7 protein-coding genes are annotated in these 14,959 nt (G+C 38.5%); 4 read left to right on the top strand and 3 right to left on the bottom strand.

Annotated features, from left to right (window positions below; genetic code table 11):
* Nucleotides 1-177: 177 nt before the first annotated feature.
* Both LQ227_RS13125 and LQ227_RS13120 read right to left on the bottom strand, forming a co-directional pair.
* A complete protein-coding gene (locus tag LQ227_RS13125) occupies nucleotides 178-1,863 on the bottom strand; it encodes a PNGase F N-terminal domain-containing protein (protein ID WP_230144753.1) in 1,686 nt (561 codons plus the stop codon).
* A 222-nt stretch (nucleotides 1,864-2,085) separates the two neighbouring features.
* Entirely contained in the window at nucleotides 2,086-2,574 is a 489-nt protein-coding gene (locus tag LQ227_RS13120) for a cytidine deaminase (RefSeq protein WP_230149604.1), read from the bottom strand.
* A gap of 148 nt (nucleotides 2,575-2,722) precedes the next feature.
* Between LQ227_RS13120 and LQ227_RS13115 the strand changes: the two genes are divergently transcribed.
* Genes LQ227_RS13115 through LQ227_RS13105 form a run of 3 tightly spaced genes read left to right on the top strand, consistent with a single transcriptional unit; the run spans nucleotide 2,723 to nucleotide 11,040 of the window.
* Complete coding sequence (locus LQ227_RS13115) at nucleotides 2,723-7,714, top strand: translocation/assembly module TamB (RefSeq protein WP_230149601.1); 4,992 nt, start codon at nucleotides 2,723-2,725, stop codon at nucleotides 7,712-7,714.
* Nucleotides 7,698-10,010, top strand: a complete 2,313-nt coding sequence (locus LQ227_RS13110) for a BamA/TamA family outer membrane protein (protein ID WP_230149599.1) — start codon at nucleotides 7,698-7,700, stop codon at nucleotides 10,008-10,010. Before LQ227_RS13115 ends, LQ227_RS13110 begins: the two co-directional genes overlap by 17 nt.
* A gap of 7 nt (nucleotides 10,011-10,017) precedes the next feature.
* Nucleotides 10,018-11,040 carry a YihY/virulence factor BrkB family protein gene (locus LQ227_RS13105; protein WP_230149596.1) on the top strand — a complete coding sequence of 341 codons (1,023 nt, stop codon included), beginning with the start codon at nucleotides 10,018-10,020 and terminating at the stop codon, nucleotides 11,038-11,040.
* Between the two features lie 273 nt (nucleotides 11,041-11,313).
* Here the strand turns inward: LQ227_RS13105 and LQ227_RS13100 are convergent, their stop codons facing one another.
* A complete protein-coding gene (locus LQ227_RS13100) occupies nucleotides 11,314-13,185 on the bottom strand; it encodes a DNA topoisomerase IV subunit B (RefSeq protein WP_230144748.1) in 1,872 nt (623 codons plus the stop codon).
* Nucleotides 13,186-13,578: 393 nt separating this feature from the next.
* On the opposite strand from LQ227_RS13100, the gene LQ227_RS13095 reads away from it, so the two are divergent.
* On the top strand, nucleotides 13,579-14,916 hold the full coding sequence (locus LQ227_RS13095) for an APC family permease (RefSeq protein ID WP_230149594.1): 1,338 nt from the start codon (nucleotides 13,579-13,581) through the stop codon (nucleotides 14,914-14,916).
* Nucleotides 14,917-14,959 lie beyond the last annotated feature (43 nt).

Genomic DNA, 14,959 nt, shown 5'->3' with positions numbered 1-14,959 from the left:
TTGTGGTGCTATTTAGGGTTGCAAGGTGTATAGAATCAAACCATAGACGCTATTTGAAATTAAAAATAAAAAAACCATTATAGGGTCAACCGAGCTTATATTCCCTTATATAATCTTATATAGTAAAAGAGGAAAGAAAAAGATCCTTCACTGCGTTCAGGATGACAGATTGATTAATTATTCAACCCCCAACAACACACCCGAAACATTCCATGCGCTTGAGCTCGAGCCTTCTGGTTTACCCATTGGGATGGTTACTTTTATGGTATGTGCACCGGCTTTTAAATCACCCAAACTTATCCATTCGGGATTGGTAACTGTGCCTGGACACCAGTTAGAACGGCTTAAATCTGACGAGGAAAGACCCGTTTCAAAATTTCCAGAGGCAGGATTCAATAATCGGTATGAACCGCAATCCTGGCGCCATGGTGTAAAAGCGAATGTTTCTTTTTCATCCAGCCAGATGGTGTTTTTCCGTGGCACAAACTCATCGCCATTTCCCCAACCACCGTGCCCGGTTGTAATGTATCGCAGTTTTGCATCTTTTAGGTCTTTTGCTAAGGTAAAAGAGACTTCCAAACCCTTATCGCTGCTAAACATGGTTGCATATTCTTGTCCAGCCATTTCCATTACGTTGGTCGAATTAAATAAAGGCAAAATCACTTCTTTGGCTTCTTTTTGTCTTCCTCCAGTATGCAGTGTTATATTTAAAGAAACTTTATGGCCGCCCTTATCATAGTTACCAACAAAAACAGCTATCCAAACTTCTTTTCCATTTATGAGCGGAAACAACTCTGAAACATCCTGCCTGTAATAAACTTTCTCCGCCCAATTTTTATCCTTTAATTTTAAAGTATTGTATTTACCCACACCGAAAGGGGTAAAAAAGCGCATCAATTCTATAACAGGATTATAATTTGCTGTAGCCACAACACCTTGGTATTTCTTTCCATTACCATTGTCGTAAACCGGCAGGTCTTTAACAGAATTTTTAAGTGCATCCATTAAACTGATCTGTTTATCGGTTGGGATGATAAATACAGATCCTGTTCTATCATAGGCATCGCCGTTCGATTGTTCGGTTAAATCGATAAAAACATTGGGGTTGGACTGAAGCTCAGGAAATTTAACTTTCCTGGCAATCACGGTCCCTCCCGCAAAGCGGAATACAGAATCGTTCGATTGTGGTTTATCTATAAAATTGATCGTTTCGTTATTAAAAACACTTAATGTGGTAAACCTGCTTTTCCAAAGCAAATCTTTGTACGTTAATGCATCGGTAAGCTTAGCACTTATTTTTTGCAGATCGATCAATTTCGAATTTTTAACTTCTTCAATTTTTGTAGCCGTTACAAAGCTACCGCCGTTACGCACCTGCTCTAAAACCAAACCAAGGTTCTGGCCCAAATTGGTTGGTGCCGCTTTAATACCTGCTTCAGTAGTGTACCACAGCTCAATTCTATTCGAATTAACTACCGTGGTGGCCTTTTTGCAGGTATAACCCAAAATCACTTTGGTTTCGTTGCTCAACTCAAAAGTTTGCTTGCCAATGGCAAGGCTATCGGCAGTTGAAATCTGCTTATCTACACCTAAATCGGCAACCTGAAATAAAATTTGTGCAGGTTTCGCAACAATGCTTTGTTCGTAAGGATACTTTGCTTTACGATCGAGAATAGCAGCATTGCTAATTAAATTCTGGCTTGCTGAAGCCATTACCACAGTTGGATTACGGTCTTCCTTTGGCTTTCCATCAGCGGAGCGAAAGTAAACTATTTTATAAACCGCATTATTTTTAAGGACGGCCTGCGCATTTGCGCCAAAAGAAATTAAAAGGGAGAAAACGAGGGTGTAGAGTTGCTTCATTATGGTTAAAAAACCAAATATAAGCATAAAAGTCGGAGGTCCGAGGTTGGGCGAAGGAAGGGAGAATTACATTCTAATAGAAATTCGTCATTGCGAGGAGGAATCCCGAATGTTCGGGAAAGCAATCTTACAACTATCGCTATTAGCGACCGCATTAAGATTGCTTCGTCGGCTGAAAAAGCCTTCTCGCAAAGACGACCTGTCGAGAGATGCCTCCCCCGCCTATCTTTCCAACCGATCCTCTACAAAAGCAAAAGGCAGTAAACTCTTCACGCTCGGAACTTTTAATACTTCTCCGTTCAAACAGTAAAAAGTCACTTCAATCGGCGTATTTTGCTTGCGCTCAAACTCTGCCATCACCTGCAAACAGCCCCCGCAAGAAGTAACGGGCTTTAAAATCTCAAAATTATCAGTTTGGGCAGTAATAGCCATACTTTCAATAACTGCGTTTGGATAGGTAGCACCAATGGTAAAAAGGGCAACACGCTCTGCACAAAGTCCAGATGGGTAGGCTAAATTTTCCTGGTTGCTGCCTAATATCGTTTCGCCAGAGGCCAAACGGATTGCTGTACCAACCCTGAATTTAGAATAAGGAGAATATGAAGTATTTAAAGCCTCTGCTGCAAGTTCGCAAAGCGTTCTGTCTGCCACTGTTAATTCTGTAATACTTTCGTATTGTTCAAAAGTTATATTTAGATTTATTGAATTCATTTGTAACTAATTAGGAAACCGCCAATATTAAATTTTTATAGCGGGCGAACAATTTAAGTTATTTTTTGTATTATTTAGTAAAACGTGCCTTAAAATTAATTTTAATGGCATGCTTTTGGCATTTATCAAACACCAAACACGCTTAGCTTTGAATAAATACGTACGCAAAAGTCTAAAAATTTTATTGTGGGTAATTGCTTCCATCATCATTCTGGTTGTTGGTTTGGCGCTATCTTTAAATATTCCAGCAGTTCAGAATTTTGTTAAAGACAAAGCTATTAACTATCTTAAAAACAAAACCAAAACCGAGGTAAGTTTAGAAAGCATTAAAATTGCGCTGCCAAAAGATGTGGTTTTAAATAAATTCTATATCGAAGATCGCAAAGGCGATACCTTATTATATGCTGAAAAACTTGCGGTTGATATCAGCTTATTCAAACTGTTAAAAAACACCATTGAGGTTAACAATATTGAGCTGAAAAACATACGTGCAAATGTTAAACGTATTAGTCCTGATACAACATTCAACTTTTCGTTCCTTGTTGATGCTTTTATGAGCGATCAGAAAAAGCCTGAAGAAAAAGTAGATAAAGATACCACTTCTACCCTTAAATTCTCTGTCGATAAAGTTTCATTTGAAGATATAGGCATTAACTATCGTGATGATGTGGCTGGTAATGATGTGAAATTATACCTGGGTGCCTTTAAAACCAAAATCAAAGATTTCGATTTAGCCAATCAGCACTACGTAATTAAAGAATTGAGTTTAGTGAACACTTCTTTACGTTATCTGCAGCAAAAACCATTAGTCCACCTGGTGCAGCATATTACAAACAGTGTTGATAGCAGCGAGAAAGAACAGGGCAAACTGCCATTAATAGAAGTGCAAAACTTCATTTTCAGTAAGGTAAAGGTAAATTACGACGATCAGTTATCGACCACCAAAGCCGTTGCCGATGTAAACGATCTGGGCCTGGTAAACCTAAAAGTAGATTTAACCAACAGTAAGTATGCTGTTGATGATGCCCATTTAAATAAATCGAATATTCTTTTTGCTTTTAAACCTGCATCAAGTAACGATTTAAAGGAAGTTAAAGATACTGTAGTTCCCGAAAAATCGCCTTTGGGTTTAATTATTAAGAATATCAGTTTGGCCGATAACAATGTACAGTTTGATAATATTGGGGCAAAGCCTATCACTAAAGGCATGGACTTTAACCACCTTAAAATTACCCAGCTCAACTTAGGCGCCAGTAATGTAAGTTATAGCGCCGCTGGTATAAAAGCCAATGTTAAAAATGGATCGTTAAAGGAAAAAAGCGGATTTGTACTGGATCAGCTGAGGGGCGATGCGGTATATAACGACAAACAGATCAAACTGAGCAATTTCATTTTAAAAACACCCAATACTTCAATCGAAAATGCTACAGAGCTAAATTTTACGTCAATGGAGGATTTAACCAACCATCCGGAGCGTGTTAAATTGAATTTAGCTTTTAAAAATACAAGCATCGGCTTAAAAGATGCTGGCTTTTTCAGCGATGCCGTTCCAGCAAATTACCGCAACGAAAAAATAAAACTAACAGCAGATGTTAATGGCTATCTGAATAACCTGAATATCCCAAAACTGCAGATCAGTGGGTTAAAAAATACGCAGATAGATATTAGTGGAAAAGCGAAAGGTCTACCTGATATCAAAAAAACCCATCTCGATTTAAATATCAAAAAGTTTCATCTAACCAAAGGAGATATTTTGGTGGCGGTACCCAAAAAATCGTTGCCACCTACGATCGAATTGCCAAATGTAGTTGATGCGAAAGGCACATTTAAGGGTTCAATGACCGATTTCAACACTAACCTGAATATCAACACCGATATGGGTGGAGCGATTCTGGTAGCAGGTATGAAAGGACCAAAAGGTAAGGAAAGTTATAAGGCCGACGTTAACTTAAACAATTTTAACGTTGGCAGGCTATTAAAAATGCAACCTAAACTGGGTAGGATTTCGGTTAAGGCAAATGTGGCAGGCACAGGACTCGATCCTAAAAAAATTAATGCAAAGTTTAATGCCAAAGTGATTAGTGCTTATTACAACAAATATACCTACCGTAATTTAAGCCTTGCCGGGAATTACAGCAATCAGAACATCAGTATTAAGAGTAGCATGCCCGATAGCAATGCCAACTTTAATTTAGATGCTAAAGTGAATCTGGCAGGAAAATATCCTGCTATAAAAGCCGACTTAAACTTAAAGCAGGTAAACTTACAGGCACTAAACTTTAGTCCAACGGTATTAAGTGCAGCAGGTATAGTTAAAGTAGACCTCGCTACCGCCGATGCTGATTATTTAAATGGGTCGGTTGATATTACGGGCTTACAATTGGTTAAAGACAAACAAAAAATCAATGTAGATACGATTTCCATCCGGGCTAAATCAACCGCTACCGAAAATGAACTGACCTTAAAATCTGAAATATTATCAGCGAAAATTGATGGCAAGTACCAGCTCACTAAAGTTGGCGATGCCATTATTAACGAAATTAATAAATACTATGCCTTTGGTACCGTTGCGAAAGTTCCCGACCAAAGGTTAAGGTTTTTTGTACAGGTTTACGATTCTAAATTATTAAAGGAGTTTGTACCCGAGTTAACCGTATTCAAGCAATCGCAGTTTTATGGATTGATCGATACGCAAAAAGATAGCCTGCAGATTAAAGGCAATTTCCCGCAGGTAGTGTATGGCGATTTTAAGGTAGATACTACGGTTTTAAACATCAATAACGATAACAATAAACTGGCTTATAATTTAAGGGTTAAAAGTCTCCAAAGCCCAGCTATTGCACTCTTTAATACAGAAGTAAGTGGCGATGCATCAAATAATAATTTAGGCGTTAACATCTTCCTGCGTGATAGGCAGCTTAAAAATAAATATGTAATTGGTGGTACCTTTCAATCAATTAATAAGGATTTCAAATTCACTTTAGATCCACAAAAGCTATTGCTCGATTATCAAAAATGGGTGGTTTCGCAAGATAATTACATTCAGTTTGGTGCATCAGGCATATTGGTTAACCAGTTCCAGATCAGTAACAGTGGTCAATCACTTTCCATCAATAGTAATCCTACCGAACCAAATGCACCCCTGGCAGTAGAATTTAAAGATTTCCAGTTAGAAACTTTAACCAAATTTGCAGAAACCGATACCACTTTGGTTGGTGGCCGTTTAAATGGAACGGCGAATGTTAAAGATTTGGCCAGCACACCAAAATTTGAAGCAAATTTAACCATCGATCAGTTGCGTTATCAAAAAGATCAACTGGGCACTTTACGCCTTGCCGTAAATAACAATACCGAAAATGCTTTCGAAGTAAATGTTGCTTTAACTGGGGTGCACGAGTTAAGGGTTAACGGCTTCTATTATACTGCACCAGAAAGCGCTTTAGATCTTACGGTAAACATCGATAAGATTGAAATGAAAAACATAGAGAGTTTATCTGCCGGTCAGCTTAAACGTGGTACTGGCACCTTAACAGGCGCGTTAACAGTTAAAGGTGCACTAACAGCCCCGAAAATACTGGGCGATTTAACTTTCAATAATGCAGGCTTTAATGTGGCTTATGTAAACTCGTTTTTCCGTATGCCGAATGAGAAAATATCGTTTACAGATGAAGGCATCAGTTTTAACAACTTTACATTGATCGATTCTTTAAATCAAAAAGCAACCGTCAATGGAAAAGTTTATACCACCGATTTTAGAAATTATCGCTTTGGTTTAGATATTCGTACGAACAATTTCAGGGCAATTAATTCGACCGCAGCTGATAATGACATGATTTACGGAACTGTATTCTTAACAAGCAATATTAAAGTACGCGGAGATTTGAACCAGCCAGATGTAAACATGAATGTTAATGTAAATAAGGGTACAAAATTCTTCTTTGCTTTGCCTTCAAGTGATCCGGCGATTATCGATCAGGAAGGTATAGTACAGTTTATTGATGCTGATGCACCTCCATTTAACGGACAAAAAGCTTTAAAGGTTGATAGCATCAGTAAATCACCGATTAAAGGTTTAAACCTCGTAGCAGCTGTAAAAGTAGACCCCGAAGCAGAACTGAACGTGGTTGTAGATCCATCTACTGGCGATAACTTAAAAGTTAGAGGCGATGCAGACTTAAATGTAACGATGGATCCAAGCGGTAAAATTAGCATGACCGGTCGTTATGAAATAGTTGATGGTTCATACAATTTAACGCTGGCTGTTGTAAAAAAAGAATTTAAACTGGTTAAAGGCAGTACCATTGTCTGGACAGGTGAACCTACTTCAGCTACTGCAAATATTACGGCTTTATACGAAGTTAACGCTGCACCTATCGATCTCTTAAACCAGCCAGATCTTTACGAAGCGAGAACAAAATTGCCTTTTCAGGTTTATTTGATGATAAAAGGGGAATTATTAAAGCCAGCCATTTCATTTAAGCTCGATCTGCCAGAAAATGAGCGAGGCGCTTTAAATGGCCAGGTTTACACCAAATTAATTAATGTAAACCGCGATGAAAGTGAGTTGAACAAACAGGTCCTTTCTTTACTTGCCCTAAACAGGTTTATTGCCAATAATCCTTTTCAAAGTTTGGCCGGCGGTGGTGGCGGCGTTTCTACCCTTGCCCGTTCGAGTGTAAGTAAGCTGTTAACGGAACAATTGAATAATTTAACCTCCGATTTAATCCAGGGTGTTGATCTTAACTTCGGTGTAAATTCTTCTGAAGATTACTCAACAGGTTCGATGCAGCAAAAAACAGATCTGGAGGTTGGCTTATCGAAAAAACTGCTAAACGATAGATTAACCGTTAGCGTAGGAAGCTCTTTTGCTTTAGAAGGACCACAGGCACCGGGAGAAAAATCGACCAATATTGCAGGAAACGTAAACGTAGAATATGCACTCTCTGCCGATGGACGATACCGTTTAAGGGCATACCGCCGAAACCAGAACGATATGATTGTACAGGGACAGATTGTTGAAACAGGCTTAGGTTTTACGCTGGTGGTAGATTACAATAAATTTAGAGAGATATTCCAAAAGAAAAGAATAAGAAGAATAAGAAACATTGAACAGAAAGCACAAGATGAGAAAACTAACTAGACCGCTTTTATTTTTACTGGCCTGTTTAGTTTGGGCGGCTTGCAGCAGTACCAAATCCTTAAAACCAGGACAGATTTTGTATACCGGTGCTGATGTAAAAATCAATCCAGACTCATCAGGCAAAATTGACAATGAAAAACAGGTTAAAACCGATCTTGAAGCTAAAACAAGACCGCGCCCCAATAAATCTATACTTGGTATTAAATATAAACTGGGCATCTACAATCTTGCTGGCCAACCTAAAAAGCCAAAGGGTTTTAGAAATTGGCTGCGCAGACAAGGAGAAGCACCTGTATTATTAAGCGAGGTAAAGTTGAAATACAACAATGATGTATTATCCAGCTATCTTATTAGCGAAGGATATTTGCAGGCAAATGTTACCGGCGATACCGTTGTAAAAGGAAAAAAAGGTAAGGCCATTTATACTGCAGTTACCGGGCAACGATATAAAATCAACAAGATTAATTTCCCTCCCGATACCGGAGCACTCACAAAAATTATCAATGCTAACAAAGATAAAACCTTGTTAAAAGTTGGCGATTATTATGACATCGATACCTACAAAAATGAACGGATCAGGATTGATAACGACTTGAAAGAAAATGGCTACTTCTATTTCAGTCCCGATTATTTAATTATGCAGGTAGATAGCACCATAGGTAAAAATCTGGTTAATGTTTCGGTTAAAGTAAAAGACATTGCTCCTGATGCAGGATTAAAACCTTATACCATTAAAAACATTAACATCTACCCTAACTATTCCTTAAGGAGAGATAGTACATTAAGAAAACTAAAGCCGTTACAATATAACGATTTCAATATATACGATGACCGGAACACCTTTAAACCAAGGCTTTTCGACCGCTTGGTATTCTTTCAAAAAGGCGAACCTTATAACCGTAAAGACCATAACCAATCGTTAAACCGAATGGTAAATGTAGGCGCTTTTCAGGATGTAAGAGCCGAATTTTTACCCGTTGATAGTTTCAAAAACAATCAGCTTGATTTAAATATCTATTTAACCCCTTTAAAGAAAAACTCACTTACCTTTTCGGTTGTAGGAACGAGTAAATCGAACAATTTCGTTGGTTCGGAGGTTAAAGTAACGCAAACCACCAGAAACTTGTTTAGAAATGCAGAACAATTAGATTTGAGTGTTAGCGGTGGTTTCGAAACGCAAACTAAAGGAACTTCTTTAGGCAAAAACTCCTTGTCGTTAACTGCCGAAGGAAAACTGACTTTCCCCAGGTTTATTGTTCCCTTTTACAAACCGAATAGCACCAATGCTTTCATCCCGAAAACCATTGCTTCACTTTCTTACCAGATGTTAAACCGTGGCTCTGACTATACATTGCACGCTTTTAAAGGGCAATATGGTTACAACTTTAAGGAGAATTTATACAAGGAACATAATTTCAATCCGATATCAATCAGTTATATTTCTACAAGTTTCCCTGATGGTAAGCGAGACAGTCTTTATGAAGCTAATCCGCTATTAAGAACTACACTAGAAAGTCAGTTTATTATTGGTAGCAACTATAACTTCACCTATACCAACCAGATGGAGGATAGCCGCAGAAATAACACCTATTTCTTTGGCGGTTTAGAAACTGGGGGAAATGTATGGGGAGCTTTTGTGCCAAAAGATGAAGAAGGGAAACGTACCCTTTTTAACATACCATTAACGCAGTTTATCAGGGCAGAAGCCGATTTAAGAGACTATTATAAAATTACCAGAAACTTAATCTGGGCAAACAGGTTAAATTTGGGTTATGGTTATGCCTATGGAAACTCTACCTCACTGCCATTTGTTAAGCAGTTTTTTGCAGGCGGCAGTAACGATATCAGGGCCTTTCCAGCCAGAACTTTAGGCCCTGGAACATTTAAGGTTAAAGAAGACGCTATTTTTGCCGATCAGGGTGGTGATATTAAGTTAATGTTGAACTCAGAACTGCGTTTTAAAATAGTGAGTGTACTTTATGGCGCATTGTTTGTAGATGCCGGAAATATCTGGCTGAGGAAAGAGGACCTTGGAGAACCTGGTAAACCTGAGACGGCAAGGCTTGGATCTGGCTTTAAGCTGAAAAATGCTTTTAACGAGTTAGCCGTGGGTACCGGTGCAGGCTTACGGGTAGATGTCAGCATCTTCGTAGTTCGCTTAGATGTGGCCTTCCCGGTACGCAAACCTTACCTACCAGAAGGACAAAGATGGGTGTTCGATGATATTGCCTTCGGTAATAAAGACTGGCGTAAACAGAATTTAATTTTTAACATTGGGATAGGATATCCGTTTTAATTTTTCTATGAGAGTTATCCATAAGATCAAATATTTCTTTATTGCGCTTTATCATCTTTTTGTTGCTGCCGGAAAAGGTTTTATGGAAGATAGGGTAACTAAATTAAGTGCTTCGCTTGCCTATTACACCATTTTTTCACTTACACCACTAATTATTATCCTCCTCTCGGCTGCAACTTTATTTTTGGGCGATAAAAAAAACGAAGAAACAAGAGGGAAATTTTTCGGACAGGTTACCGAATTGGTGGGGAAAGATGCTGCAGGCCAGATACAGGGTTTTGTAGAACATGCCAACAAAACTGGTCAATCTACTTTTAGTTTAATCGTTGGGATTGTTGCACTTATTATTGGCTCGACAGCCATTTTTATCGAAATACAAGATAGCATCAACATGATCTGGAAAGTAAAGGCTGTCCCCAAAAAAGGCTGGATTAAAATGCTTACAAATAGATTATTATCTTTTTCTTTAATTGTCTCAATGGGCTTTTTACTACTGGTATCACTAGTGGTAAATAGTGTGGTAGTGGGTTTGGGTTCTAAATTGGCCAACCTGCTTTCGCAAAGCAATATAGATGAAGTGATTCCTGTTGCAAACGATACCATGGCCTTGCTTATTTATATTTTAAACAATGTAATTACCCTTGCTGCCGTTACAGCTGTATTTGCCGTTATATTTAAGGTATTGCCCGATGTGATCATCCGATGGAAATCGGCAATAATTGGTGCACTATTTACTGCTGTTCTTTTCAGTCTTGGTAAATACCTGATCGGGATTTATATTGAAAAAGGCAATCCGGGTTCGGCTTTTGGTGCAGCCAGTTCGATCATCGTTATTTTATTGTGGATTTATTATACCTCAATTATACTTTACTTCGGCGCTGAATTTACACAAGCTTATGCAGAGAAGTACGATAACGGCATTTCTCCTAGTAAGTACGCCGTGTTTACCAAAATTACCATCGTAGAGAAAAAGGTAGATGTATTGCCTCCACAACACCCGGAAGATACAGTGAATGTGCCTAAAGAATAAGTCGGTCGTCATCCTGAACTTGTTTCAGGATCTTTCCAAAACGTGATCGTCATTCCCCCACATGCGGGAATCTTAAAGCTATAAAACGGTTATAACCAAGGAAGTCAAGCTTTAAAAGCTTGACTTCCTTTTTATAGATAAGGCTGGTTCGTGGAGACATGAACCAAAGCATAACAAGATAGATGCTGAAAGAAGTTCAGCAGGACGTCAAGAGTGATTAACCGCAAGCATCCAAACGCGATTGTCATCCTGAGCGGAGTCGAAGGATCTTTTTTATGCCACTTCTTCAGTAATCACTTTAGGTTCTTCAGTCACCTCATCCTTCTCTACCCTAAGGTTACGGATAATGTGCTGCTGTCTATCAGGCGTATTTTTGCCCATGTAATATTCAAGCAAACTTTTAATCGTTTGATCTTTCAAAATAACGGGGTCTAACCTGATATCTTTCCCGATAAACAAACCAAATTCATCAGGTGAAATTTCACCCAAACCTTTAAATCGGGTAATTTCTGGTTTATTACCCAGTTTTTCGATCGCATTTTTACGTTCTTCGTCACTGTAACAATAAATCGTTTCTTTCTTATTTCTTACCCTGAAAAGCGGCGTTTGTAGAATATACACATGGCCTGCTTTTACCAGATCGGGGAAAAACTGAAGGAAGAAAGTCATCATCAACAAACGGATGTGCATACCATCCACATCGGCATCTGTTGCAATTACAATATTGTTATAATGAAGCCCTTCTAAACCATCTTCGATATTTAAAGCATGCTGCAGCAGGTTAAATTCTTCATTTTCGTAAACTACTTTTTTGGTAAGCTCATAACAGTTAAGCGGCTTACCTTTTAAACTAAACACCGCCTGACAATCTACATCGCGCGATTTTGTGATCGAACCCGATGCCGAATCTCCCTCGGTAATAAACAAGGTAGTTTCATATCGTTTCTCATGCGTGGTATTAAAATGCACTTTACAATCGCGCAGTTTTTTATTGTGTAAAGAGGCTTTTTTCGCCCTATCGTTCGCCAGTTTTTTAATCCCTGCAATATCTTTACGTTCCCTTTCTGATTGGAGAATTCTTTTCTCTAGTGCATCAGCAACCTCTTTGTTCTTATGCAGATAATCATCCAATTCTTTTTTAACAAAGTCGTTGATAAAAGTAGCTACCGATGGGCCTTCTGGCCCCATGTTCTGTGAGCCCAGTTTTGTTTTGGTCTGCGATTCGAAAACGGGCTCCTGTACACGCACAGAAATTGCTGCAATAATAGATGAACGAACATCGGCGGCATCAAACTCTTTTTTGAAAAACTCCCTAACGGTTTTCACTACAGCTGCCCTAAAAGCCGCCTGGTGTGTACCACCCTGTGTAGTATGTTGTCCGTTTACAAACGAATGGTAATCTTCGCCATATTGCTGCCCATGGGTCATCGCAATTTCGATATCCGGTCCAATCATGTGGATAATTGGGTAACGGATTTCTTCTGGCTTATTAAATTTAGAAAGTAGATCGTACAGCCCTCTTTCCGAAAAATATTTCTGATTATTAAAATTTATGGTTAAACCTGTGTTCAAGAAAACATAGTTCCAAACCATGCTCTCTACAAAATCAGGGATATAATGGTAATTCCTGAAAATGGTTTCATCAGGGTAAAAAGTAATCGCCGTGCCATTGCGTTGAGTGGTATCGATAATTGGCTGCTCATTTACAATTTCCCCTTTGGAAAATTCTACTTTTTTCGTTTTTCCATCACGGTACGACTGCACCATAAAACTGGTAGAAAGTGCATTTACAGCCTTAGTACCTACCCCATTTAAACCAACAGATTTCTGGAAAGCATTGCTATCGTATTTACCACCGGTATTGATCTTGCTTACACAATCGATTACCTTGCCGAGTGGAATACCACGACCGTAATCACGTATATTTACCTTTTGTTCGGAAACAGTAATTTCGATGGTTTTTCCGGTACCCATTACAAACTCATCGATAGAGTTATCTACAATTTCTTTTAGCAAAACGTAAATACCGTCATCCTGCGCAGATCCATCGCCAAGTTTACCAATGTACATCCCCGGACGAAGCCTGATGTGCTCTTTCCAATCTAATGAACGGATACTATCGTCGTTATAAATTACTTCTGCCATACTGTATTTATCTGTTCTTCAATGAAAAACCTTGCATTTTTTGGTTTGCAAAGCGATGAAGAATTTGTAGAAATAACCCTGATGATTGAAATAAAAATATTTTCAAATACCTTCTTCAGAATTATTATACAATAATAGATTTATTCTGTGAGGCTCGCAAAAGAAAATTTCCACATGTCAACAGTCAGAAGTATAGGGTTGATGGCACGTGGTCTATTGCCAATAGCCTATGGCCAATTAAACCAGGCTATCAACTATGAGCTATCAAACCATCAGCCATTTTTCACCACCTTAGAAACCTAAGCCAATATTATCCATTCAATCCATCAATCATTCTCTCACTCAATCATTCAAATTTCCCTATCTTCAACGCAATATTCATAATTCTATTTAATGCAACAAAAGAAGCAACTTTCGCTATTCGATTTATCCATGATTGTGGTGAGTTTGGTTATTGGCATGGGCGTTTTCCGTACGCCTGTAAACGTTGCAGCTAAGGCACAAATTCCCGAACTGTTTTATTTGGCTTGGTTTATCGGTGGTTTTGTAGCCTTTTGTGGCGCGTTAACTTATGCCGAAATTGGTTCCCGCTTTCCGGTAACAGGAGGATACTATAAAATATTTTCAGCAGCTTATCACCCATCCATTGCCTTTGCCATTAATTGTATTGTAATCATTTCAAGTGCAGCATCGGTAGCAGCTATTTCGATTATTGGGGCAGAATACCTGAGCAAAATTATTTTACCCATCGATAAACAGAATGAAACCTATCGGGTTGCCATAGCCATTACCACCATTTTGGTATTTTATTTTATTAATCTGTTAGGTTTAAAAGCGAGTTCTAAAACACAAAATGTGTTAACGGTAATTAAAATCGGAATGATTTTAACACTCATTTGCGCTGTATTTTTCGGCGGACAAACACAAACCGTTACCCCAATTTTTAAAACAGCAACTGGTGCTTTACCAACCTGGTCTGATTATGGAAAAGCCCTGGGCCTGTGTTTAATTGCGGTTTCTTTTTCTTACGCAGGTTATGCGCAAACCATCAACTTTGGTGGCGAAGTTAAAGAAGCCAAAAAAGTAATTCCACGTTCCATTATTATTGGCTTAACTATTATTGTTATTCTTTACCTGTCCATCAACTATGTATATGTAAAGGTGATCGGTTTTGAAGAATTAAAATCGGCAGAAAGCATAGCCGCGATCTTGGCGTCGAAGATATTTGGTCCTGCCGGATTTAACGCACTTTCTGTAATCATCTTTTTCTCCGTAATGGGTTATGTAAATGTAAATCTGCTGAGCAACCCAAGGGCCATGTTTGCTATGGGCGAAGAAGGTGCCCTGCCAAAAATATTCAGCAGGATGAACAAAAAAACAGAGGTAATTACCATTAGCTTAACCGTTTTTACATTAATTGCTGTGGTAATTATTTTTTATGCCAAAACCTTCGACAAGATTTTAAACTATACTATTTTCTTAGAAAGCATTAGCATGGCCAGTTCGGCAGCTACGATTTTCATTCTCCGGAAAAGAACAGCACATCTTGATAAAAAAACCATCTATACTGTTCCTTTATATCCTATATTGCCTATTATTTTTATTGCTGCTTATACTTTCGTGGCCTTCAGCATTTATGCCGACGACCCAAATGCGGCACTGAACGGATTATACATTTTTGTTGGCTTTCTGGTAATCTATTTTGTGAGCAGATGGTTTAATAAGAAATAATTTTGATTTGAAAAGCAGTTGCGGTGCTGGTCGGTTTCGATAG

Origin of the sequence: Pedobacter sp. Bi27 (assembly GCF_918698255.1) — a bacterium.
In the GTDB taxonomy this organism is placed as follows: domain Bacteria; phylum Bacteroidota; class Bacteroidia; order Sphingobacteriales; family Sphingobacteriaceae; genus Pedobacter.
The sequence above is the reverse complement of the archived record's forward strand: the minus strand, read 5'-3'. Positions and strand labels throughout refer to the sequence as shown.

Coding starts and splice junctions, on each gene's coding strand:
- LQ227_RS13125 (WP_230144753.1), bottom strand. CDS start 1,863: ATGAAGCAACTCTACACCCTCGTTTTCTCCCTTTTAATTTCTTTTGGC.
- LQ227_RS13120 (WP_230149604.1), bottom strand. CDS start 2,574: ATGAATTCAATAAATCTAAATATAACTTTTGAACAATACGAAAGTATT.
- LQ227_RS13110 (WP_230149599.1), top strand. CDS start 7,698: ATGAGAAAACTAACTAGACCGCTTTTATTTTTACTGGCCTGTTTAGTT.
- LQ227_RS13105 (WP_230149596.1), top strand. CDS start 10,018: ATGAGAGTTATCCATAAGATCAAATATTTCTTTATTGCGCTTTATCAT.
- LQ227_RS13100 (WP_230144748.1), bottom strand. CDS start 13,185: ATGGCAGAAGTAATTTATAACGACGATAGTATCCGTTCATTAGATTGG.
- LQ227_RS13095 (WP_230149594.1), top strand. CDS start 13,579: ATGCAACAAAAGAAGCAACTTTCGCTATTCGATTTATCCATGATTGTG.